The 20,036-nt window shown below is 60.3% G+C and carries 17 protein-coding genes; 12 read left to right on the plus strand and 5 right to left on the minus strand.

Annotation, left to right across the window (positions count from 1 at the left end):
• Positions 1 to 96: 96 nt before the first annotated feature.
• On the minus strand, positions 97 to 834 hold the full coding sequence (locus MLC59_RS07690; RefSeq protein ID WP_248233018.1) for an SDR family NAD(P)-dependent oxidoreductase: 738 nt from the start codon (positions 832 to 834) through the stop codon (positions 97 to 99).
• A gap of 151 nt (positions 835 to 985) precedes the next feature.
• Here MLC59_RS07690 and MLC59_RS07695 point away from each other — a divergent pair, with 151 nt between their 5' ends.
• The 4 genes from MLC59_RS07695 (at position 986) to MLC59_RS07710 (ending at position 4,750) form a co-directional block, all read left to right on the plus strand.
• Positions 986 to 2,560, plus strand: a complete 1,575-nt coding sequence (locus tag MLC59_RS07695; protein WP_248233021.1) for an AMP-binding protein — start codon at positions 986 to 988, stop codon at positions 2,558 to 2,560.
• Positions 2,557 to 3,627, plus strand: a complete 1,071-nt coding sequence (locus tag MLC59_RS07700; protein ID WP_248233025.1) for a BtrH N-terminal domain-containing protein — start codon at positions 2,557 to 2,559, stop codon at positions 3,625 to 3,627. Before MLC59_RS07695 ends, MLC59_RS07700 begins: the two co-directional genes overlap by 4 nt.
• A 27-nt stretch (positions 3,628 to 3,654) precedes the next feature.
• Positions 3,655 to 4,083, plus strand: a complete 429-nt coding sequence (locus MLC59_RS07705) for a PaaI family thioesterase (protein WP_248233028.1) — start codon at positions 3,655 to 3,657, stop codon at positions 4,081 to 4,083.
• Between the two features lie 352 nt (positions 4,084 to 4,435).
• On the plus strand, positions 4,436 to 4,750 hold the full coding sequence (locus MLC59_RS07710; protein ID WP_248233031.1) for a GIY-YIG nuclease family protein: 315 nt from the start codon (positions 4,436 to 4,438) through the stop codon (positions 4,748 to 4,750).
• Positions 4,751 to 4,953: 203 nt separating this feature from the next.
• Here MLC59_RS07710 and MLC59_RS07715 read toward each other — a convergent pair whose 3' ends face one another.
• On the minus strand, positions 4,954 to 5,994 hold the full coding sequence (locus MLC59_RS07715; protein WP_248233034.1) for a phosphotransferase family protein: 1,041 nt from the start codon (positions 5,992 to 5,994) through the stop codon (positions 4,954 to 4,956).
• A gap of 15 nt (positions 5,995 to 6,009) precedes the next feature.
• Entirely contained in the window at positions 6,010 to 7,188 is a 1,179-nt protein-coding gene (locus tag MLC59_RS07720) for an acyl-CoA dehydrogenase family protein (protein WP_248233037.1), read from the minus strand.
• Between the two features lie 162 nt (positions 7,189 to 7,350).
• On the opposite strand from MLC59_RS07720, the gene MLC59_RS07725 reads away from it, so the two are divergent.
• The 4 genes from MLC59_RS07725 to MLC59_RS07740 all read left to right on the plus strand — a co-directional run bounded on the left by MLC59_RS07725 (position 7,351) and on the right by MLC59_RS07740 (position 12,531).
• Positions 7,351 to 8,289 (plus strand): NAD(P)H-dependent flavin oxidoreductase, encoded by a 939-nt coding sequence (locus tag MLC59_RS07725; protein ID WP_248233039.1) that lies wholly within the window; start codon positions 7,351 to 7,353, stop codon positions 8,287 to 8,289.
• A gap of 298 nt (positions 8,290 to 8,587) precedes the next feature.
• Positions 8,588 to 9,739 (plus strand): C4-dicarboxylate TRAP transporter substrate-binding protein, encoded by a 1,152-nt coding sequence (locus tag MLC59_RS07730; protein WP_248233041.1) that lies wholly within the window; start codon positions 8,588 to 8,590, stop codon positions 9,737 to 9,739.
• A 38-nt stretch (positions 9,740 to 9,777) separates the two neighbouring features.
• Entirely contained in the window at positions 9,778 to 11,334 is a 1,557-nt protein-coding gene (locus tag MLC59_RS07735) for a long-chain-fatty-acid--CoA ligase (RefSeq protein WP_248233043.1), read from the plus strand.
• Between the two features lie 39 nt (positions 11,335 to 11,373).
• Positions 11,374 to 12,531 carry a C4-dicarboxylate TRAP transporter substrate-binding protein gene (locus tag MLC59_RS07740; protein WP_248233044.1) on the plus strand — a complete coding sequence of 386 codons (1,158 nt, stop codon included), beginning with the start codon at positions 11,374 to 11,376 and terminating at the stop codon, positions 12,529 to 12,531.
• 55 nt (positions 12,532 to 12,586) lie between these two features.
• Here MLC59_RS07740 and MLC59_RS07745 read toward each other — a convergent pair whose 3' ends face one another.
• Together MLC59_RS07745 and MLC59_RS07750 are read right to left on the minus strand one after the other, a co-directional pair.
• Complete coding sequence (locus MLC59_RS07745; RefSeq protein ID WP_248233050.1) at positions 12,587 to 14,206, minus strand: class I adenylate-forming enzyme family protein; 1,620 nt, start codon at positions 14,204 to 14,206, stop codon at positions 12,587 to 12,589.
• A 79-nt stretch (positions 14,207 to 14,285) separates the two neighbouring features.
• Complete coding sequence (locus MLC59_RS07750; protein ID WP_248233053.1) at positions 14,286 to 15,446, minus strand: C4-dicarboxylate TRAP transporter substrate-binding protein; 1,161 nt, start codon at positions 15,444 to 15,446, stop codon at positions 14,286 to 14,288.
• 245 nt (positions 15,447 to 15,691) lie between these two features.
• Between MLC59_RS07750 and MLC59_RS07755 the strand changes: the two genes are divergently transcribed.
• From MLC59_RS07755 to MLC59_RS07770, 4 genes are all read left to right on the plus strand, one after another.
• Entirely contained in the window at positions 15,692 to 17,329 is a 1,638-nt protein-coding gene (locus MLC59_RS07755) for a long-chain-fatty-acid--CoA ligase (RefSeq protein WP_248233056.1), read from the plus strand.
• Positions 17,330 to 17,412: 83 nt separating this feature from the next.
• Entirely contained in the window at positions 17,413 to 17,868 is a 456-nt protein-coding gene (locus tag MLC59_RS07760) for a MaoC family dehydratase N-terminal domain-containing protein (RefSeq protein WP_248233058.1), read from the plus strand.
• Between the two features lie 5 nt (positions 17,869 to 17,873).
• A complete protein-coding gene (locus tag MLC59_RS07765) occupies positions 17,874 to 18,299 on the plus strand; it encodes a MaoC family dehydratase (RefSeq protein ID WP_248233059.1) in 426 nt (141 codons plus the stop codon).
• Between the two features lie 42 nt (positions 18,300 to 18,341).
• The gene (locus tag MLC59_RS07770) at positions 18,342 to 19,940 is read left to right on the plus strand and encodes a class I adenylate-forming enzyme family protein (protein WP_248233062.1); all 1,599 of its coding nucleotides are present in this window, start codon (positions 18,342 to 18,344) and stop codon (positions 19,938 to 19,940) included.
• Positions 19,941 to 20,036 lie beyond the last annotated feature (96 nt).

A 20,036-nucleotide genomic window follows, 5' to 3' on the forward strand; every position in this document is an offset into this window, starting at 1 on the left:
GGCCGGATATATGGCAGCAACCTGTCCCTCATCAGACTCTGGAGCCTTGCAAACGGGGAGGAGACCATATATGGATTCCGTGGCAAAAAACGCTCGTCAGGAAAGTGTAAGCCCCCCATCCACAATCAACGTCTGCCCCCGCATGTAGGAAGCCAGCGGTGAGGCCAGGAACAAGGCAGGTCCCGCCATTTCATGGGGCTCGCCCATCCGCCCTACCGGAATGGCTGCCTCGGCCATCTGCTTGCGTTTCGGGTTGTCGGTGGTCACTTTCGTCATCTTGGTAGCGACAAACCCGGGTGCAATGCCGTTGACCGCGATACCCTCGGGTGCCCAGGCCTCGCCAAGGGTGCGCACCAGTGCCACCGCCCCTGCCTTGGAGGCATTGTAGGCCGGGTTGCCCTTGGTGGAATGGAACGCCGCCGTCGAACTTACAATGATCAACGAGCCCTGGCTTTCGGCAAGCTGGTCGTGGAACTTCATGGCGCAGGTCCGCAGGCTGTTGAGGTTCACATTGATGACATGGTCCCATCCATCCCGCTCGAACTCGCCGCGCTTGTAGACCACCACACCCTGGCACAGGATCAGCACATCGAGTTTGTCGAAGGCAGGCTGGACACGTTCAATCGCATCCATATCACCCACATCCACCTGCGTATAGTGCAGGCCGCCAAGATCCGAACCCTCGGCGGCATCATAGTCGTCCGCCGACGCCCGCGTGCCCCATACATGTACCTCGGCGCCCCGGGCACGGAAAGCCTGGGCAATACCATTACCGATACCGCTGGAGCCGCCCACTACCAGTACCGTCTTCCCGGTGTAGTCCAGATCGTTCATTGTTGTTTTCTCCTGCCATTATGGAACATGGGTAGAACAATCCACGGTAATCAGCCCGTCGGAGCGGAGCATCGTCCGATCCGACGATGCTCGGACAAACGGCGCCCGTTAAGGTGAAAATCAACAACAATAAAAGGATTCCTGTCACGCCATGATGCCTTCCGCCATGCCCTCAGACCTGCTTACGCTCAAATCCCTTTATACCGGCGCCCTGAGCCGTTTCGGCAACCGTTGCGCCCTGACCATGAACGGGGACATGCTGACCTATGAGGAATTGCTGCAGCAATCAATTCGCGCGGGCAATGGCCTGATTGACCTGGGCGTTCGCCCCGGTACACCGGTGGCCATTGCCATGGCCAACTGCCTGGAATTTGCCATTGCCGATCAGGGCGTGATCCAGGCCGGGGCCATCAAGGTGCCCCTGAACGATATGCTCAGTGATGATGAAGTGCTCTACATCCTGGCGGATGCTGGGGTCCGGGTAGCCATTGTGGATGCACGCCGGGTGGAGCTGCTGGAAGCAAAGCGCTCGCAACTGCCAGACCTCGACACCGTTATTGTGGTTGGTGACAGCGCCCCGTGCCCGACCGGGATGCTACCCTGGCAAGGCTTCCTGGCCCACGCACGTCCGGAATACACCCAGGTGGACATCACCCCGGACCAGCTCGCGTTTATTGGCTACACCGGGGGCACCACGGGCAAACCCAAGGGCGTGATGCACAGCCAGCAGAATGTCTACCTGAACCTGTTCTCTCACCTGACCGAACTGGGACTGCAGGACGATGAACGACTATTGCTGACATCCCCGCTGCCCCACGCCGCTGGCATGCTGTTACTGACGGGCCTGCTCAAGGGCGCCACCCACTTTATCGAGCCCGGCTTCGATCCGACCACCGTGATCCGCCGGATCAGCGAAGATCGGGTAACCCTCACCTTTATGGTGCCCACCATGATCTACCGGTTACTGGACTGGCTCGACGAGCAGCCCGGCCCGGCACCGGATCTGGGCGCCCTGCGCACCATGCTGTACGGTGCCGCCCCGATAACCGTGGACCGCCTGCAGCAGGGCCTGGCCACCTTCGGCCCTGTTTTCATGCAGCTCTATGGCCAGACGGAAGCACCAAACTTCATCACCCGGCTACGCCGGGAAGACCACGACCCCGCGCATCCCGAGCGCCTGCTCAGTTGCGGCCAGCCCGCAACTATGTCGAGGGTGCGAATCGTTGATGACCTGGGCAACGAAGTTCCGGTGGGTGAAAGCGGCGAAGTCACTACCCTGACCCCCTATAACATGCTGGGCTACCACCAGTTGCCGGAGAAAACCGCTTCCACACTGGTGGATGGCTGGGTACATACCGGGGATATTGGCCGGCTGGACGCCGAGGGGTATCTTTACCTGCTCGACCGCAAAAATGACATGATCATCAGTGGCGGCATGAACGTGTACACCTCGGAAGTTGAGAACGCCCTGCAGCCCTGTGAGGGCGTCGCCCAGGTGGCCGTGGTTGGGCTGCCAGACCCGGATTGGGGTGAAGCGGTGACTGCCTTTGTGGTACCCCAGCCCGACACATCACCGGATACAGCCGAGCTGCTGGCCCACTGCAAGGCAACCCTGTCAAAATACAAGGTCCCCAAGGCCATTCACCTGGTCGACAGCCTTCCGGTGACCGCTTACGGCAAACTCGACAAGAAAATCCTTCGTCAGCAGTGGAGTGAACCCAAATGAGCCGAGTAATCATCGCCCCCTACCCCCACCAACTCGGCGGCCACTGCGGCTCAGGCGCCCTTCGAGACCTGCTGCACTGGGCCGCGCTGGGCTGGGACAACCTGCCCGGTGACGGATTACCGGGTGAGGGCCTGGTGTTCGGCCTTGGGGGCGGGCTGTCTTTTATGTATACCCGGTACCCCGGCCTCACCCCGCCCATATACCTGGTAGGCCGCAACGCCGATATGGAGCTGGATTTCTGCCGGCGGCTGAATATCGATACCCGCCGTCAGCAGACAGACGACCCACAGGAGGCCTGGCGCTCGGTAAAGGACGAGATAGACGCCGGCCACCCGGTCATGGTCTGGTGCGATATTGCAGAGCTCCCCTACCTGCGGGTGCGGTTATCCAACACCCGCCACGATGTGGTGGTTATTGGTTACGATGACCGGCAGAACACCGTTTTCATCGTGGATAACGACCGGGAAGATATCCAGGAAGTGCCCATGGAGGCCTTCCGTCGGGCACACGGCTCCAATGGCTTTCCCGGCCCTAACCGGTTCGCCACCTATCCCATGCGTTTTCCGGCTCGGTTACCCGATCTGCTGACTTGCGCCCGGGAGGCCGCCGCCTCGGCTACGCGGGTGCTTGGCGGCGAAGATGCCCTGCTGTTCGACGTATCCAGCCTGCCTGAAGGGAGCCTGGTGGCATCCGGCGTGGAGGGTGTCCAGGCATTCGCCGATGACATCATCACCTGGCCCTACCGCCTGGATCCCGATGAGCTGACTGCTGCCGTGAGAAGCATACCGGTGTTCGTGGAAAAGGCTGGCACAGGTGGGGGCTTCTTCCGCCGGCTGGAAGCCAGCTTCTGCCGGGACGTGGCCCATGCCACCGGCGACACTGCCTTCGCGACCGCTGCGGAGGCCTGTCAGCGCAGCGCTGACGCCTGGAGTGCTCTCGGGGAAATCGCCCGGGCAGAGCAACTGGACATCCAGGCCATCAGTGAAGCTGCCCACCAGCTGCCCGCCCTGGAACTGGACATGCAGCAGGCACTGGGACAGGCCAGCGAGCCTGGCCCGGCGAAGTAACCAACCAACACAACGAGGAATCAACCGATGGCAACCCAGGTCAGTGCTGACGAGCTACAGGCATTCATGAGCGGCGAGTTTCCCCAGGCGACCATCACCGTGGAAAGCGTGGATGACAACGAAGCCTGGGTCCGCCAGCCAGTGGACGAATCCCACCTGCGCCCCGGCGGCACCGTGTCCGGCCCCACCATGATGGCAACCGCGGATACGGCCGCTTATGTAGTGGTACTGTCCCATATCGGCATCGTGCCCCTGGCGGTCACCAGCAACCTGAACATCAACTTCCTGCGCAAACCGGAATCCGGCAAGGCCCTGCTCGCCAGGGGCACCCTGCTCCACCTGGGCCGCCGCTCAGTGCTGACAGAGGTGAACATCTACTCCGAAGGCCACCTCGAAAAGCCGGTAGCCCATGCAGTAGTCACCTACGCGATTCCTTCCTCCCATAAAACCAGCTGAAAGGGCGCAGCCATGCCCCCGGGGCCTGGTGTAGAGAACCGGGGAAATAGCACCGCGCAATATGTGTGATCTTGCGGCGTTTCACAGGCGCGGCATATAGCCTATTCTCCCGCTCAAGAACCGGCCCTTGAGACTCCCGCTCACCCTGAGCCTGTCGAAGGAATAACGAAAAGGCGCTGGTAGTCGGCGGCCAAATCACCCTTCGACGAGCTCAGGGTGAACGGAGCCTGAATCGAAGGGGGCAAAACGAGATTCCTACGACCAAACCCCGCTCACCCTGAGCCTGTCGAAGGGAGCCCGTCGAAGGGGGCTTGTCGAAAGGCCTTTAACCAGGGAAACCAACGAGGCGTTCATGACGTTCTGGGTATACATTCTCCGTTGTGCAGACTACAGCTACTACACCGGCCACACTGATAACCTCGACCAACGTATTGAGCAACACAAGTTCCGCACCTTCCCAACCTGCTATACCGCCAGCCGGCTCCCGGTAGAGCTGGTTTTCAGTCAACCATTCCCTACACGGGACGAAGCCCTGGCCTGCGAACGGCGGATAAAGGGCTGGAGCCGAAAGAAGAAAGAGGCAATGATTACTGGTGACTGGAGAAGGGTGTCTGAGCTGGCGAGGAACACCCTTCGACAGGCTCAGGGTGAACGGTCCCTTGAATAACACCAAGCCAAAGCCAGGATCGGTACGGCCACTCCCCGTTCGCCCTGAGCTTGTCGAAGGGCAGCCAGAAAAGCAACAAGGCCGGCGAGCGGAAAAGTCTCAGAACTGGTGGGAGCCACCCTTCGACAGGCTCAGGGTGAGCGGTATCAGGCGGCACGCGGGGCAGTGCTGGGGCGGCTTATCCCAGGTGGCTTAGACCGGTGTCAGCGCACCCAGCCCAGAGCCCGTTCGAACAGCGCTACGGTGCTGGCGTGTAGCAGGTCGCCCGTGGCTTTCGGGGCCTTACCCGCGCAGGCGCGGGCGTGGGTTCCCTCCAGGATAATACCAAGCTTGTAGCAGGCGAGTACCGCGTACCAGTCAATGCTGGACGTATCCCGATGGGTACGGGCGCGGTAATGTTCAACCAGCTCATCGGCATCCGGAAAGCCTTCCCAGGGCTGAATGCGGAAACCTTCTATGGTGTCGTCGGCCGGTGTTTCCCCTGGCCAGGTGGCCAGTAGCCAACCCAGGTCGAGCAACGGGTCACCGATTGTAGTCAGTTCCCAGTCCACAATCGCCGCCAGTTCGCCACTGTCGTGACGGTACATGACGTTACCAAGGTGGTAGTCACCGTGGATGATACCCGGCTCAAAGGACGAAGGCCGGTGACGATCCAGCCAGCCAGCGACGGTCTCCACACCGGGAATGGCCTGCGGGCCGGACCAGCCGGGGAAGTCTCCGTAACCCTTGAGCTGCTGGCGCCAGCGATTCACCTGGCGCTCAAGGTAATTGTCCGGTTTGCCAAACCCGGTAAGGCCAACAGCCTGGTAATCCACCGCGCCCAGGGCAGTGATCCCCTCCACCAGCGACAGGCCCATGCGGTGCCGGATCGCCGCATCCGAAGCGTGGAGTTCCGGCAGGCCATTCACCGGCGCAAAGCCTTCCACCGGCTCCATCAGATAGAAAGCGGCACCAAGCACCGCTTCGTCAGGGCAACCGGCCACAAGCCGGGGATGTGGCACGTCAGAGTCCGCCAGCGCCTCGAGCATGCGCATTTCACGGCGCATGGTTTCGTTGGAATTGGCGCGAAGATGCGGCGGCGGCCGCCGAAGCACAAGGCTTCGCCCGTTGTAGTCAAAGCGCAGGAGGAGGTTCTGGGTACCACCCCCAAGCAAGTGCGCACCGGTGACCTCACCGTCGCCAAGCCCCTGCCCGGCCATCCATTTAGCCAGTTTTCCGGTATCGATATATGCCTGCCAGTCCATAGGTCTCATCCCCGATTATTGCGCTCGCCCCAGCATATCGCGAGCAATGACTTCCTTCATGATTTCAGAAGTACCGGCATAGACTGTCTGTACCCGGGCATCCACATAGAACCGGGAGATTGGATATTCGACCGTATAACCGTAACCACCGAACAGCTGCATACAGCGATCGATACAGCTGCATTGCATCTCGGTGAGTTGCAACTTGATCACAGCGGCATCCACCGCAGTCATTTCGCCGGCCAGGTAACGCTGCAGGCACTGGTTGTAATACCCGCGCCCCATATCCAGGTCTGCCCGAACCTGTGCCAGGGTAAACCGGGTGTTCTGGAAATCCGCAATGCGCTGACCAAACGCCCGGCGATCCTGCACATAGTCCAGTGTCAGCTGCAGGGCCCCCTCGATGGCTCCCAGCGCTTGGGCAGCAACGCCCAGACGTTCACGGGGCAGCTCCTGCATCAGATAGCCAAAGCCCTTGCCGGCCTCACCCAGCAGGGCATCGTCCGGAACGACCAGGTCATCGAAGAACAGCTCAGCGGTATCGCTGGCGTGCTGGCCAATCTTGCGGATCGACTTGCCACGAGAGAATCCTGGCAGGGTGGTATCAACCATGAACAGTGACACCCCGCGAGCCCCGGCACCGGGATCCGTCTTGGCACAGACAATAACCATGTCCGCCAGGATACCGTTGGTTATAAAAACCTTGGCGCCGTTGATTTTCCAGCCTCCATCCACTTTCTGGGCGGAGGTACGCATACCGGCCAGGTCACTGCCGGCACCCGGTTCCGTCATGGCAATCGCGCCCAGCACCTCGCCACTTGCCATCTGCGGCAGCCAATGGGCCTTTTGCGCGTCGGTGCCCAGCCGTTCAATGTAGGGAATAACAATATTTGAATGGATGTTGTAGCCACCGGTCAGCCCCCCGAAACCCTGCCGTGATATTTCCTCAACGATCATCAGGCAGATATCCGGCCCTGCGTCAGAGCCGCCGTATTCCTCGGGAAGGTCCACGCCAAGCAGGCCAGCCTCGCCCAGCTTGCTCCAGAGTTCCCTGGGAACCTGGTGGGCTTCCTCCCAGCTTTCATAGTAGGGCGCGACTTCCTGCTGGAGAATGCGCCGCACCATATCAAGAAACAGGGTGCCGTCTTCGCGCTCAGTGGCTGCCACGCCGGGGGTAGTCTTTACAGTCGTCATGGTTGCTGGTCCTTGTCGTTCTTATGGGCAAACACTCTTGACCGACTATCTTATTCCCTCCGTCCATCAGAATAACTCGTCAGAACCGACGAATGGCACAGCGGTCAATCGTGCCACTATGCAGGGGAACGCTTTGAAACAATAAACCTGGAGATTGTCATCATGGCTATTCCCGCTTCCTTCCAGGGCCGGCTCAAAGTCCCGGCCATTGCTGCACCCATGTTTCTCACGTCCGGTCCGGACCTGGTGGTGGAAACCTGCCTCAACGGTGTCGTAGGCACCTTTCCTGCCCTCAACCAGCGCTCTACCGAGGGCTTTGTCGAGTGGCTGGAAGAAATTGAACGGCGCCTTGAAGGCAAGGATGCTGCGCCCTATGGGGTCAACCTGATTGTTCACCGCTCCAACCCCCGCCTGCAGGCAGACCTGGAGCAGGTCGTAAAATACAAGGTGCCGCTGGTGATCACCTCACTGGGCGCGGTGCCTGAAGTGGTAAAAGCGGTGCATTCCTACGGTGGCCTGGTGTTCCATGACGTCATCAACCGCCGCCATGCGGAGAAGGCCGCCGAGGCTGGTGTGGATGGCATTATCGCAGTGTCTGCAGGCGCTGGTGGCCATGCAGGCACCGTGAGCCCGTTTGCGCTGGTGCAGGAAATCCGCCAGGTGTTCGACGGCACCGTGATCCTCGCCGGCAGTATCAGCACCGGCGCCCAGGTCGCGGCATCACGGCTTATGGGGGCTGACCTCGCCTATCTTGGCACCCGCTTCCTGGCGACCAGGGAGTCCATGGTACAGCCCGAGTACAAGGCGATGGTTCGTGACACCCATGCCGCCGATATCGTCTACACCCCCAAGGTCTCCGGAGTGAACGCCAATTTCCTTCGGCCCAGCATAGAAGCGGCCGGCCTGGACCTGGCCAGCGACGAAGCCCATGGCGGCCTCGATATGGAGAACGAGGCCAAGGCCTGGAAGAACGTCTGGTCCGCCGGACATGGTGTCGGCGCTATCCAGGATGACCCGTCCGCAGCGGAGCTGTGTCAGCGCCTGGCAGCGGAATACCGGACTGCCATGAAACAGGCCTGCAACGATGAGTTCGCCGGCTAACTGAACTCCACCCGGGAGCCACCCAGCAGGGGCGGCTCCCGCCCCCTCTCTGATCCTCGCCCCAGCCATTACGGCCGCACTCATCCAGGCCTGCCCCGGCTATCGGTTAACCCCAAAACTGCACAATTCGTCGTTTCCGACGATAGCTGACGGACTACTCGTAGCCTAGCTTGAGAGCTACTGTCCAGATATCACAAAACAAGAATTATCAGACAGCCACCAAGCCAACGCTCGATGCTCCATCCCACAACAAAAAGCGGCTCACAGAAACGGGCCGCAATAACCAGGAGATGTCCCGATGCGTAAAGCCCTACACCTGCCCGCCGTGGTTTCGGCCGCTGTTCTGTCGACCGCCATGCTGGGCCAGGCCCAGGCCACCGAACTGAAGTACGCCACCGGCTACCCGCCCAACTCCATAGGATCCAAGGCCGCCGACCGGTACGTGGAAGCCCTGAAGGAATATTCCGACGGCACCCTGACTGGCAAGGTTTACCCCCAGACGCTACTCAACTTCATGGAAATGTCCGATGGCCTGCGGGATGGCATGGCGGATGCCGGCGCCGTGCTGCTGACCTATGCCTCGACCGAATATCCCCGCGCCAACCTGGTGGGTGAGTCATCAATGCTGCTCGAATTCACCGACCTTGAACAACACCGGGCCGGCATGGCCTTCGGGGGCGCCATAGCGGAATACCTGTTCAACCACTGCGAGTCCTGCCTGGATGAATTCACACAACAGAACCAGGTCTACGCCGGTGGTGGGGCCAGCACCCGCTACATGTTGCTGTGCAATGAACCCGTAACCACCGTCGAAGACCTCAAAGGCAAACGCCTTCGCCACGGCGGCGCCAACTGGTCACGCTGGGCCGAAGCCATGGAGGCCTCACCGGTGTCCATGTCAGTGAATGAAATGTATGAAGGTATCAGCCAGGGCGTTCTGGACTGCACTATCCAGTCCACACCGGAACTGACGATTTTCAAGATGATGGAAGTGGTCACCCATATCACCACAGATGTGCCGGGTGGGGTTTACGGTACTTCCAGCAACAGCATCAATCGGGACTTCTGGCAGTCGCTGGACACCACCCAGCGGGAAGCTGTGATGTACGCCACTGCGGTGACTTCCGCTGACATCACCTGGGCCTACGCGCAGGCCAGCCTGGACAACCTGGAGACGGCTCGCGAGCGGGAAGACATCACCGTCCATGCGCCTTCAGAGGGCCTGGTCGAAGCCAACCGGAACTTTATCCGGGCTGACCTGGAGCAGATCGCCAGCGCTTACCAGGAGCGGTATGGCATTGCTGACGGCGAGGAGATGCTGGAGGACTTCCGCCCCATCATCGAAAAGTGGGCCAACATGGTCGACGATATCGACTCCCCCGAGGCACTCACCAAGCTCTACTGGGATGAAGTCTACTCAAAAGTCGACGTAGACAAGCACGGCTTCTGAACCAGCACTGATAACAAGAAACAAGGAGACCCGAACACATGTACCTGACGCAACCCCTGCACAAAGCCCTGATCGAGGCACCGAACCAGACCGCCACGGTCTGCCATGGCCGCCGCCACAGCTACCGGGAGTTTGTCTCCCGCATTGCCCGGTTGGCCGCAGGCCTGAAAAAGCTGGGACTCAAAGAAGGCGACCGGGTAGCGATTCTGAGCCTAAACTCGGACCGCTACGCGGAAGCCATCTATGCCACCTTCTGGGCCGGGGGTGTTATCAACCCGGTGAATATCCGCTGGAGCCCGGCAGAGATCATCTATTCCCTGGACGACTGTGAAAGTACGTTCCTGGTTGTGGACGACACCTTCAGCCCCATGATCAATCCGTTGAAGGAAGGTTCGAAATCCCTGAGCACGGTAATCTACTCCGGCGACAAGGAAACCCCGGACGGCACCCATAATTTCGAAGACCTGGTCCGCGACAACGAGGAAATGGAAGACACCCTGCGCAGCAAGGACGACCTGGCAGCGGTGATGTACACCGGTGGCACTACCGGTAAGCCCAAGGGCGTCATGCTCAGCCACATGAACCTGTTCAGTAACGGACTGGGCTCCCAGGCGGTGGCAAACATGCCGACGCGTTCGGTGACCCTGCATGCGGCACCCACCTTCCACGTTGCCGGTACCGGGCTGATCCTGCAGGCGGTCGCCCGCCACAGCACCAACGTGATACTTCCCATGTTCGAACCCAAGGCGGTGCTGGAGGCGATCCAGAACGAGGGCGTAATCGAAACCTTCCTGGTGCCTACCATGCTGCGAATGGTGCTGGCTCACCCGGAGTTCGGCAACTATGACCTCAGCGGCCTGCAGCACATGATGTACGGCGCCTCTCCCATGGACAGTACCCTGCTGAACAAGGCTCGCCAGGCGATGCCCAGCGCCGGCTTCCTGCAAGCCTACGGCATGACCGAGCTGTCGCCGACGGTCACCATTCTGACCAAGGACTGGCACACTGACGAAGGCTTTGAAAGCGGTAAGATGATGTCCGCCGGTCGACCACTGCCCATGGTGGAAATCCGCATCGTGGATGGCGAAGACAACACTGTGCCCAACGGCACCCGTGGTGAGATCGTGGCCCGGGGCCCGGTGGTCATGCAGGGTTACTGGAACAAGCCCGAGCAGACCGCGCAGGCCCTGCGCAACGGCTGGATGCACACCGGCGATGCCGGTTACATGGATGACGACGGCTTTGTCTATGTCGTGGACCGCATCAAGGACATGATTGTCACCGGTGGCGAGAACGTCTATTCCGCCGAGGTGGAGGAAGCCCTGCTGCAGATGCCCCAGGTGGCCCAGTGCGCGGTCATCGGCGTTCCGGATGAAGACTGGGGTGAGCGTGTCCATGCCACCGTCGTGGTAAATGACGACGCCGAGCTGACCCTGGATGAGGTCATGGCCCACTGCAAGACCCTGATCGCCAACTACAAGATCCCCCGCAGCGTGGAAATCCGTGACGAACTGCCCCTGTCCCCGGCGGGCAAGCTGCTCAAGTACAAGCTGAGGGAAGAACACTGGTCCGACCGGGACCGCAAGGTGAGCTGAGCCACAACACAATACAACAACAATGAACGGGAGTACCCGATGACTTACCTGAAAACCCCGATAGCCGGCTTTATAGCCGGCGCCGCCCTGACCGGCATGCTAGCCGCCGGCAACGTGGAAGCTCGCGAGCTGAGCTTTGCTTCCGGCGCCACGCCAAACTCCATCGGCTCCAAGAGTATTGAAGTGTTCTCCAACGCGCTAAAGGATCGCAGTGGTGGTGACCTGACCGTAAAGCCCTACATGCAATCCCTGCTGAGCTTTATGGAAACGCCTCCTGGCCTGCGCGATGGCATGGCGGACTTTGGCGCGGTGCTAACACCCTATTTCCAGACTGAGTTCCCCAGCACTATCATGCTGACGGAGCTGACCATGCTTCTGGAGCTGGATAACACCACAGCCCGGGAAGCGACCTATGCCTTTGGCGGTGCCATCTCGGAATATGTCTTCAACAACTGCCCCGAGTGTGTCGAAGAATATACCAAGAATAACCAGGTGTTCCTTGGCATCTCCGGTAGCACCCCCTACACCCTGATCTGTAACAAGCCCGTTGTAACGATGGAGGACATCGAAGGCAAGCGTATCCGCATTGGCGGCCCGCAGTGGGCCCGCTGGGTGGAGGCGATGAGCGCCTCTCCCATTTCCATGGCGGTTAACGAGGTCTATGAAGGCCTGGGACAGGGGGTACTGGACTGCACCGCCCACAACCTGCCGGACCTGACTAACTTCAACTTCATTGAAGTGACCAGTGACATCACCCTGGGCGTACCCGGCGGCGTATTCGGCGGCATTGCCACACATATGAATGCCGACGCCTGGAAGGGTTTGTCCGCTGAGAACCGTGAGGCTGTACTTTACGGTTCAGCTGCCATCGCCGCTGAACTTGCCCACCTTTACGTGAAGGAGCACGAGGAAAACAGGGAACTCATTGAAGAAATGGAAGACATTACCGTGCATGAGGCCAGTGATGAACTCAAGTCGGCAACTCGCAACTTCATTGAGAATGACGCAGCCACTATTGCATCCCGCTACCAGGAGAAGTACAGCATCGACCGTTCAGGGGAGATGGTCGCGGAATTCAGGGAAAGCCTGGCCCGCTGGGTAGAGCTGGTGAAAGACGTAAAAACCCGGGAAGAGCTGCAACAGCTCTACTGGGATGAAGTCTTCTCGAAGGTGGATGCAAGCCAGTACGGCATGTAAAAACGAAGATCAACCAGCAACAAGGGGCCGGGAGGCAACTCCCGGCCCCTTTGCGTTACGCTGACCGCAATTCCTTCTTCAGAATCTTGCCCACCGGGTTACGGGGGATGGCCTCAATCAGCTTCATCTTCTCGGGAAGCTTGTAGACACTCATACCCTGCTCCTTCAGGTAGTCGTTGATTTCCTCCAGGGTCGGCGGATTGTCCTCATCCGCAGGCACCACGCAGATACACACCCGCTCGCCCATGATGTCATCCGGCTGGGGTATCACGGCCACGTCCTGCACCTTGTCGAAGCCGAGTACCGCGTTCTCCACCTCCACACTGGAGATGTTGAAACCGCCGCGAATCACCATGTCCTTCTTGCGATCGTAGAAGCCTACGTGGTTGGCATCCTGCACGATGAACAAGTCACCGGTCCGGAAGAAACCGTCATCCGTGAATGAACGCTCGGTGATATCCGGGCGCTGGAAATAGCCGGCAAACAGCCCCGGGCTGCGATAGCAAAGCTCACCGATGCCACCGGGCTCGGTGATTTCCTCATCCCGGTCGCCGAGAATCTTTACCTCGACACCATAGATTCCGGAGGGCCACTCGACGCCTTCCTTACCCCACCAGGGCAGGTGGTCCACCCGCATGTCCAGGTCAGGCACATCGGCCGGGCCGGCCACCAGGCTGGTGCCCTCGTTCTGGCCCCAGATATTGACAATATCGATTTCCCAACGGCGCTTGAACTCCTGCATGGACCAGGCGGAGGGTGGCGCTGAACCGGTGGTAATGGTTCGCACACTGGACAGGTCCAGTTGGTCCACGTTGGGCAGCTTGGCAATCATGTTGAGCATCGCCGGTACCAGGATGGTGTACTGGATGCGCTCTTCGGTCAGCTGGCGCAGCAGGATCTCAGGCGTGATCGGATGGTGCAGCACCAGGGTTCCCGCCGCCGCAAGCCAGGGCACATAGTTCACGCCCACCGCCGTCATATTGACCAGGGGTGCCACACAAAGGATACGGTCTGCCGGCTGCAAGCCGCAGGTGGTAAACACCAGGCTGATCAGGTACTCCCAGTTGTTGTGACTCATGGGGCAGCCCTTCGGGTCCGCCTCGGTACCCGAAGTCCAGCACAGGGTGAAAATGTCGTTGGCATCCACCGGCACATCGGGTAGCCGGCCAGGCTCGCTGCGGGCAATATCGGTCAGCTCCTTCAGGCCGATGTACTGCTCGAAACCCAGCTCCTGGCCAAGGGCCTGGTAGTCAAAGCCGTGGAAGCTCTCGGCCGAGACATAGAACCTGGCACCGGTCATTTCTTTTACATAGCCCACATCCTTGCGCCGCCACTGCATAGGCAAGGCGGAAAGCAGCCCGCCAGCCTTCGCCGCCGCCAGGTACAGCATGGCCAGCTCCCACACATTGGGCAACTGGGCCACCAGTACGTCGTCCTTGCCGAACCCCCGGCTTGCCAGCTCGGCCGCGGTGGCATCTACCGCCCGACCAAACTCCGCCCAGGTCAGGCGCTGGGCTGGCGTACCCACCAGCTCGTCCCGGTTGGGGGGATCCACTACCGCTTCCCGGTCCGGGTGGGCGGCGCAGTTGTCGGCAAAGCGCTGGAGCAGGTTTTTCTCGCGCCAGTAACCCTTGCCCGTGTATTCCTCGATCAATTCAGGTTTATGCAGGATCATGGTTTAACGCTCCTGTTGTCGCAGCCCGGTGAGCGATGAAGCTCACCGGACAGCTTGTGGTTCCTGGGGTGTCGTATGGTTACTGCCCGTACTGGCTAACATCTACCTTGGAGAAGACTTCCTCCCAGTAAAGTTCTGCCAGGGCTTCGCCGCTGTCGACGCCTTCCACCAGGGCAACCCACTTCTCGAGGATAGGCTTGAAGGTCTCGATCATCTCACCAGCATTGCTGATGTCATATTTCTCGGCATAGGTGGCGGCCATGGCATCCAGGTCCTGCTCGATAAACTGGCGGGTCTGGGCCCTCATTTTATCGCTGGCCTCATGGATCTCGATACTGTCCAGTTCGTCAGCAGTCTCCATGTTCGCCAGGGCGGCCTCGGCGTAGCCCCAGCTCAGCTCCGCTGAAAGCACCGCAGAGGCTTGTAGCACAGTACTGCGCTCACCTTCGTCCAGGCTGTCCCAGGTGTCCTTGTTGACCGTGTTCGCAACACCGGCAAACACGCCGCCAGGTGCCCCGGTGGTCAGGTCAGATACCACTTCCATCAGTTTTACAATGGTCAGCTCCGGCGCGGAGTGAACGGAACAGTCCACCACACCCTGGCTGAGGGCCTCATAGGTTTCATGCTGGGGAACAGACACCGGGGACGCCCCCATGCTCTCCACCCAGCGCGACCACTGGGCACCACCAATCCGCATGCGCTTGCCCTGCAGTTCTTCCATGGTGCGAACCGGCTTGTTACAGAGCAGGAAGTAAGGCGATGTGCCACCCCCGCCAATGAACACCTGGTTCTGGGCATCAAATTCGTCGGTACATTCCGGGCAGTGGTTGAACAGGTACTCGGACATGGCACCGGCATAGGCCAGGCCGGCGGTTTCCGCCGGTGCGCCGGTCAGCTCCAGCAGCATGGAGATTTCCGCTGCCAGGTTGGTGCTGGGAAACTCCGCCGGGAAATAGGGCGTTAACACCAGGCCACTGTCGGCAAGGCCATCCCGGACACCGGATGGGGTCTCGGAAAAGCTGAGCAGTGACTGGGGATAGACCTTTGCCGTCAGTTCGCCATCAGAGTATTCGTCAAGCGCCTCGGCAAAGGCATCACCCGCCACGGCGCCAATGGATTGGGCGGCGTAACCTGTGGCATAGCGCAGGCTCTTTGCATCCGCCGTGGCAGCCATCAGGCTTCCGGCAACGGCCAGGGGAAGGGCGAGGCGAGTGAAACGGGGCATAGTGAGGTAACGCATTACAGCTCCTTTTTGCACCAGCTCAGGGTGCATTTGTTGTTGTGATATTGCTGTCCAGTATTGCCGGGTAGTCCCGGGCAACGCACAGCTTAAAAAGCGCTCGCAGGAAGGGCGTCGTCTGATCCGACGAGTTAAGCCTGGCCCCCTTGCCACAAATCGTCGAATCGGACGACGTCGCGGCCCCGGACGTACGAGACACTGCCCCAAAAGCCCTGCGACAACCATAACAACTTCAGGAGAGTGCCATGCAAGCACTGATGCAAGACAAGCCCCTGCTCATTTCGTCACTGATCGAGCACGCCGCCACCTTCCACCCGGAAACCGAGATCGTCACCAAGACCGTGGAAGGTCCGATGCACCGCACCAACTACCGGGAACTGCGCAATCGCTCCAAGAGAATGGCCAACGCCCTCAAGACCCTGGGTGTGGATTTCCAGGACCGGGTAGGCACACTGGCCTGGAACACCTACCGCCACTACGAACTGTACTTTGGTGTTTCTGGCAGCGGTGCCATCCTGCACACGGTTAACCCGCGCCTGTTTCCGGAACAGCTGACCTATATCATCAACCACGCCGAAGACAAGGTGCTGTTCTTCGACATCACCTTTGCCGACATGGTGAAGCAGCTGGCACCGCAGCTGGAGACGGTAGAGGCCTTCGTGGCCATGACGGACCGGGAGCACATGCCGGACATCGACCTGCCCAACCTCTATTGCTATGAAGAGCTGATGGAAGCGGCCAGCGACGACTACGAATGGCCGGAGTTCGACGAGCGTACCGCGTCATCCCTGTGCTACACCTCCGGTACCACCGGTAACCCCAAAGGGGTTCTCTACGGCCATCGCTCCACCGTTCTGCACTCGCTGATGCAGGTGGCACCGGACGCCTTTGAAATCAGCAGCCGCACTGCGATGTTGCTGATCGTGCCCATGTTCCATGCCAACGCCTGGGGCGTGCCCTATTCCGCACCCATGGTCGGTGCCAAGATGGTCCTGCCAGGTCAGCACCTGGACGGCGAAAGCGTCTATCAGCTGATGAAGGAGGAGAATGTCACCTTCTCCATGGCGGTTCCCACGGTCTGGCTGATGCTGTTCCAGTACCTGGATTCCACCGAGGGTGCCAGCCTGGACAACCTGAGCCTGACCGGCGTGGGTGTGGGCGGCTCCGCCCCCCCGATTGCCATGATCGAACGTTTCCGCAAGTCCGGTATCGACATGGTCCAGGGCTGGGGCATGACCGAGACCAGTCCGCTGGGCGTTATCAACAAACCGCTGCCCAAGCATGACAGCCTCAGCGATGACGACATGGCCAGGCTCAAGACCAAGGCCGGCCGTGGCATCTGGGGCGTTGAAATCAAGATCGTCAATGATGACGGCGAACGCCTGCCCTGGGACGGCAAGACCTCCGGTCACTTCTATGTCAAAGGCCCGTGGATTGCCAATGGCTACTTCCGCCAGGAAGGAGGCAGCAAGCTGGACAGCGAGGGCTTCTTCCCCACTGGCGATATCGGCACCATCGACCCGGACGGCTTCCTGCAACTGGTGGACCGGTCCAAGGATGTGATCAAGTCCGGCGGGGAGTGGATATCCTCTATCGAGCTGGAAAACGCCGCTGTCTCCCACCCCGAGGTGGCAGAAGCCGCGGTTATCGGTATCGCCCATCCCAAGTGGCAGGAGCGGCCCCTGCTGATTGCAGTGCTCAAGGACAACGCCACCATCGGCAAGGAAGAGCTGATGTCCTTCCTTGAGGAGCACGTGGCCAAGTGGTGGCTGCCGGACGATATCCTGTTTGTGGACGAACTGCCCCACACAGCCACCGGCAAACTGCTGAAGACCAAGCTCCGGGAAGAGTTCGGTGATTTCAAGCCGGTTACCACCGGCTGAGCCGCTACCCCGCCGGCCCACAGGGCTGGCGGGGAACTTCATGGTTCCTTCCATGCACAGTACTTTCCTGCAAGGTACTTCCAATGATTGATCCAAGCTTTATCGGATTCCGGTTGCCGGTCCATACCCAGCTGGTTGAAGCCGGCCGACTGCGTTTCTTTGCCCAGGCGATTGGTGAGACCAACCCGGTGTACCTGGACGAAGACGCTGCAAGGGCAGCCGGCTGGCGCTCCCTGCCGGTACCTCCCACCTTCCTGTTCTGCCTGGATATGGAACGGGACAATCCCTACGACTACATGGACACACTGGGCATCGAGCTGGGCAAGGTACTGCACGGCGAGCAACACTTCAGTTACCACCAGGTAGCCTGCGCGGGTGACCGGTTGACCTTTGACTCCCGGATTACCGACATCTATCAGAAAAAGGCCGGTGCCATGGAGTTCGTGGTGCGGGAAACCGCCGTCTTCCGGGAAACCGGCAAGCAGGAACCGAACAGGCTCGCCGACCTTCGTTCCATCATCATTATCCGTCACAGGTAAGACCTATGCGCCCTGATGTCGACACCACTTCCGTCAAGGTGGGGGACGAGATTCCCCCCCTGTCCACGCCACCCATTTCACGACTGACCCTGGCGTTATATGCCGGCGCTTCCGGCGACCATAACCCCATTCACGTGGACCTGGACTTCGCCCGCTATCATGGCATGGACGATGTCTTTGCCCATGGCATGCTGGCCTCCGCCTACCTCGGCCGCATGCTCACCAACTGGCTGCCCCAGGACGCCCTGGTCAGTTTCGGCATGCGTTTCGTGGCGATATCACACGTCCACGATGAACTGAGCTGCAGCGGAAAGATCACGGAACGATTTGAAGAAGCCGGCGAACAAAGGGCACGGCTGGAACTCAGCGTGGTCAACCAGCATGGCGAGACCAAGGTGGTTGGTGATGCCGTAGTGCGCCTGGAGCCATAACATCATTCTGCTGCCGACCTACAAACACCGGAGTTTAACCCGATGAGTACCACACCGAACTTTGCCACCCGCCATGAACACCATTTCGGTGACCGCGTTGTACGCTGCTACCAGGAACGCCCGGCCAGCGTGCTGGACTCGTTCCTGGCCTCGGTTGAGCGGGCACCGGAAGCGGACTGCATCGTCTGCGAAGGCCAGCGACTCAGCTACCGGCAGGTGGCCGACCGCGCCGAGGCCATGGCTGCCCAGCTCTGGCACCGGGGTGTCGAGCCCGGGGACCGGGTTGGCCTGCTGATCGGCAACAGTGCCGAACTGGTACTGACGGTACTGGGTGTTCTGCGCGCAGGTGCCATCGTCATGCCCCTGAACATTCGTGAACAGGGGCCCGGCCTGCGTTATATGCTGGAGCATTCCGACGCCAGGGCGGTTGTCTTTGCCAGCGACCAGGGCAGCAAACTGCCCACCCCCGATGAACTGCCCGGCCTGAGGCACCGCTTTGCCATCGGCGGCAGCGACGAGCACAGCGAGCCCTTCGACAACCTGCTGAAAGGCGCCCGCACTGACCTCCCCCTGCCGGGAATCAGGGAGGAAGATCCGGCTGTCGTCCTGTACACCTCCGGTACCACCGGCAAGCCCAAGGGCGTGATTCTCACTCACCTCAACATCATCCACTCGGTGATGCACTTCCAGCACACCATGGCGCTGGGAGACGGCGAGCGTAGTTTGCTGGTAGCACCGGGCAGCCACGTCACCGGGCTGGTGGCCAATTTGCTGACCATGACCCATGTGGCCGGCGCCATCGTGGTCATCCCGGCCTTTGATGCGGTGGAAGCGGTGAAGTTGTTGGCAAGGGAGAAAGTGACCCACACCATCATGGTGCCGGCCATGTATAACCTGTGCCTGTTGCGCACCAACTTCCGTGACCATGACCTGAGCGCCTTCCGCATCGGCGGCTTCGGTGGCGCGCCCATGCCGGAAAGCACCATTGCGCAATTACGGGAGCAGCTGCCGGACCTGGAGCTGATCAACGCCTACGGCGCCACCGAGACCACCTCCCCGTCCACCTGCCTGCCCCTGGGCGACGCCGGCGAGCATGCTGACAGCGTGGGGCAGCCTGTGCCCTGCGGTGATATCCGCATCATGGACGACCACGGCCGCGAAGTGGCCCCGGGGGAATCCGGCGAGCTGTGGATCAGTGGCCCCATGGTGTCACCGGGTTACTGGAACAACCCGGAAGCCAACGCCCGGGAGTTCACCGCCGGCCACTGGAAGTCCGGGGATATCGGCTCCATGGACGAGCAGGGCTTTGTGCGGATATTCGACCGCAAGAAGGACATGATCAACCGGGGTGGCTACAACATCTACAGCGTGGAACTGGAGAACCTGATTACCGGCCACCCGGCAGTAGTGGAGTGCGCGGTGATTCCCCACCCGGACGAGGTACTGGGGGAGAAGATCCATGTATTCGTCACCCAGGTGGACGGCCAGGAACTGAGCGAAGACGATATCCGCCAGTTCTGCCGGGAGAACCTGGCGGACTACAAGACACCGGACTACGTGACCATCCAGGACGAGCCTTTGCCTCGCAATGCCAATGGCAAGCTGGTGAAGGCCGGGTTGAAGGAGCGGATAGAAGGGTAAAGATTTTTGCCACGGAATCCACGGAAGAACACGGAAGGAAAAGACGAAACTACGAAGACACATATCGCTGTTCGCGCTCAACCATTTAATGGCCGA

This window comes from Marinobacter bryozoorum, assembly GCF_023156245.1.
In the GTDB taxonomy this organism is placed as follows: domain Bacteria; phylum Pseudomonadota; class Gammaproteobacteria; order Pseudomonadales; family Oleiphilaceae; genus Marinobacter; species Marinobacter bryozoorum.

Bases quoted from the DNA above. Each gene is read 5' to 3' on its own strand.
- MLC59_RS07690 (WP_248233018.1), bottom strand. From the start codon at position 834: ATGAACGATCTGGACTACACCGGGAAGACGGTACTGGTAGTGGGCGGC.
- MLC59_RS07695 (WP_248233021.1), top strand. From the start codon at position 986: ATGATGCCTTCCGCCATGCCCTCAGACCTGCTTACGCTCAAATCCCTT.
- MLC59_RS07700 (WP_248233025.1), top strand. From the start codon at position 2,557: ATGAGCCGAGTAATCATCGCCCCCTACCCCCACCAACTCGGCGGCCAC.
- MLC59_RS07705 (WP_248233028.1), top strand. From the start codon at position 3,655: ATGGCAACCCAGGTCAGTGCTGACGAGCTACAGGCATTCATGAGCGGC.
- MLC59_RS07710 (WP_248233031.1), top strand. From the start codon at position 4,436: ATGACGTTCTGGGTATACATTCTCCGTTGTGCAGACTACAGCTACTAC.
- MLC59_RS07715 (WP_248233034.1), bottom strand. From the start codon at position 5,994: ATGGACTGGCAGGCATATATCGATACCGGAAAACTGGCTAAATGGATG.
- MLC59_RS07720 (WP_248233037.1), bottom strand. From the start codon at position 7,188: ATGACGACTGTAAAGACTACCCCCGGCGTGGCAGCCACTGAGCGCGAA.
- MLC59_RS07725 (WP_248233039.1), top strand. From the start codon at position 7,351: ATGGCTATTCCCGCTTCCTTCCAGGGCCGGCTCAAAGTCCCGGCCATT.
- MLC59_RS07730 (WP_248233041.1), top strand. From the start codon at position 8,588: ATGCGTAAAGCCCTACACCTGCCCGCCGTGGTTTCGGCCGCTGTTCTG.
- MLC59_RS07735 (WP_248233043.1), top strand. From the start codon at position 9,778: ATGTACCTGACGCAACCCCTGCACAAAGCCCTGATCGAGGCACCGAAC.
- MLC59_RS07740 (WP_248233044.1), top strand. From the start codon at position 11,374: ATGACTTACCTGAAAACCCCGATAGCCGGCTTTATAGCCGGCGCCGCC.
- MLC59_RS07745 (WP_248233050.1), bottom strand. From the start codon at position 14,206: ATGATCCTGCATAAACCTGAATTGATCGAGGAATACACGGGCAAGGGT.
- MLC59_RS07750 (WP_248233053.1), bottom strand. From the start codon at position 15,446: ATGCGTTACCTCACTATGCCCCGTTTCACTCGCCTCGCCCTTCCCCTG.
- MLC59_RS07755 (WP_248233056.1), top strand. From the start codon at position 15,692: ATGCAAGCACTGATGCAAGACAAGCCCCTGCTCATTTCGTCACTGATC.
- MLC59_RS07760 (WP_248233058.1), top strand. From the start codon at position 17,413: ATGATTGATCCAAGCTTTATCGGATTCCGGTTGCCGGTCCATACCCAG.
- MLC59_RS07765 (WP_248233059.1), top strand. From the start codon at position 17,874: ATGCGCCCTGATGTCGACACCACTTCCGTCAAGGTGGGGGACGAGATT.
- MLC59_RS07770 (WP_248233062.1), top strand. From the start codon at position 18,342: ATGAGTACCACACCGAACTTTGCCACCCGCCATGAACACCATTTCGGT.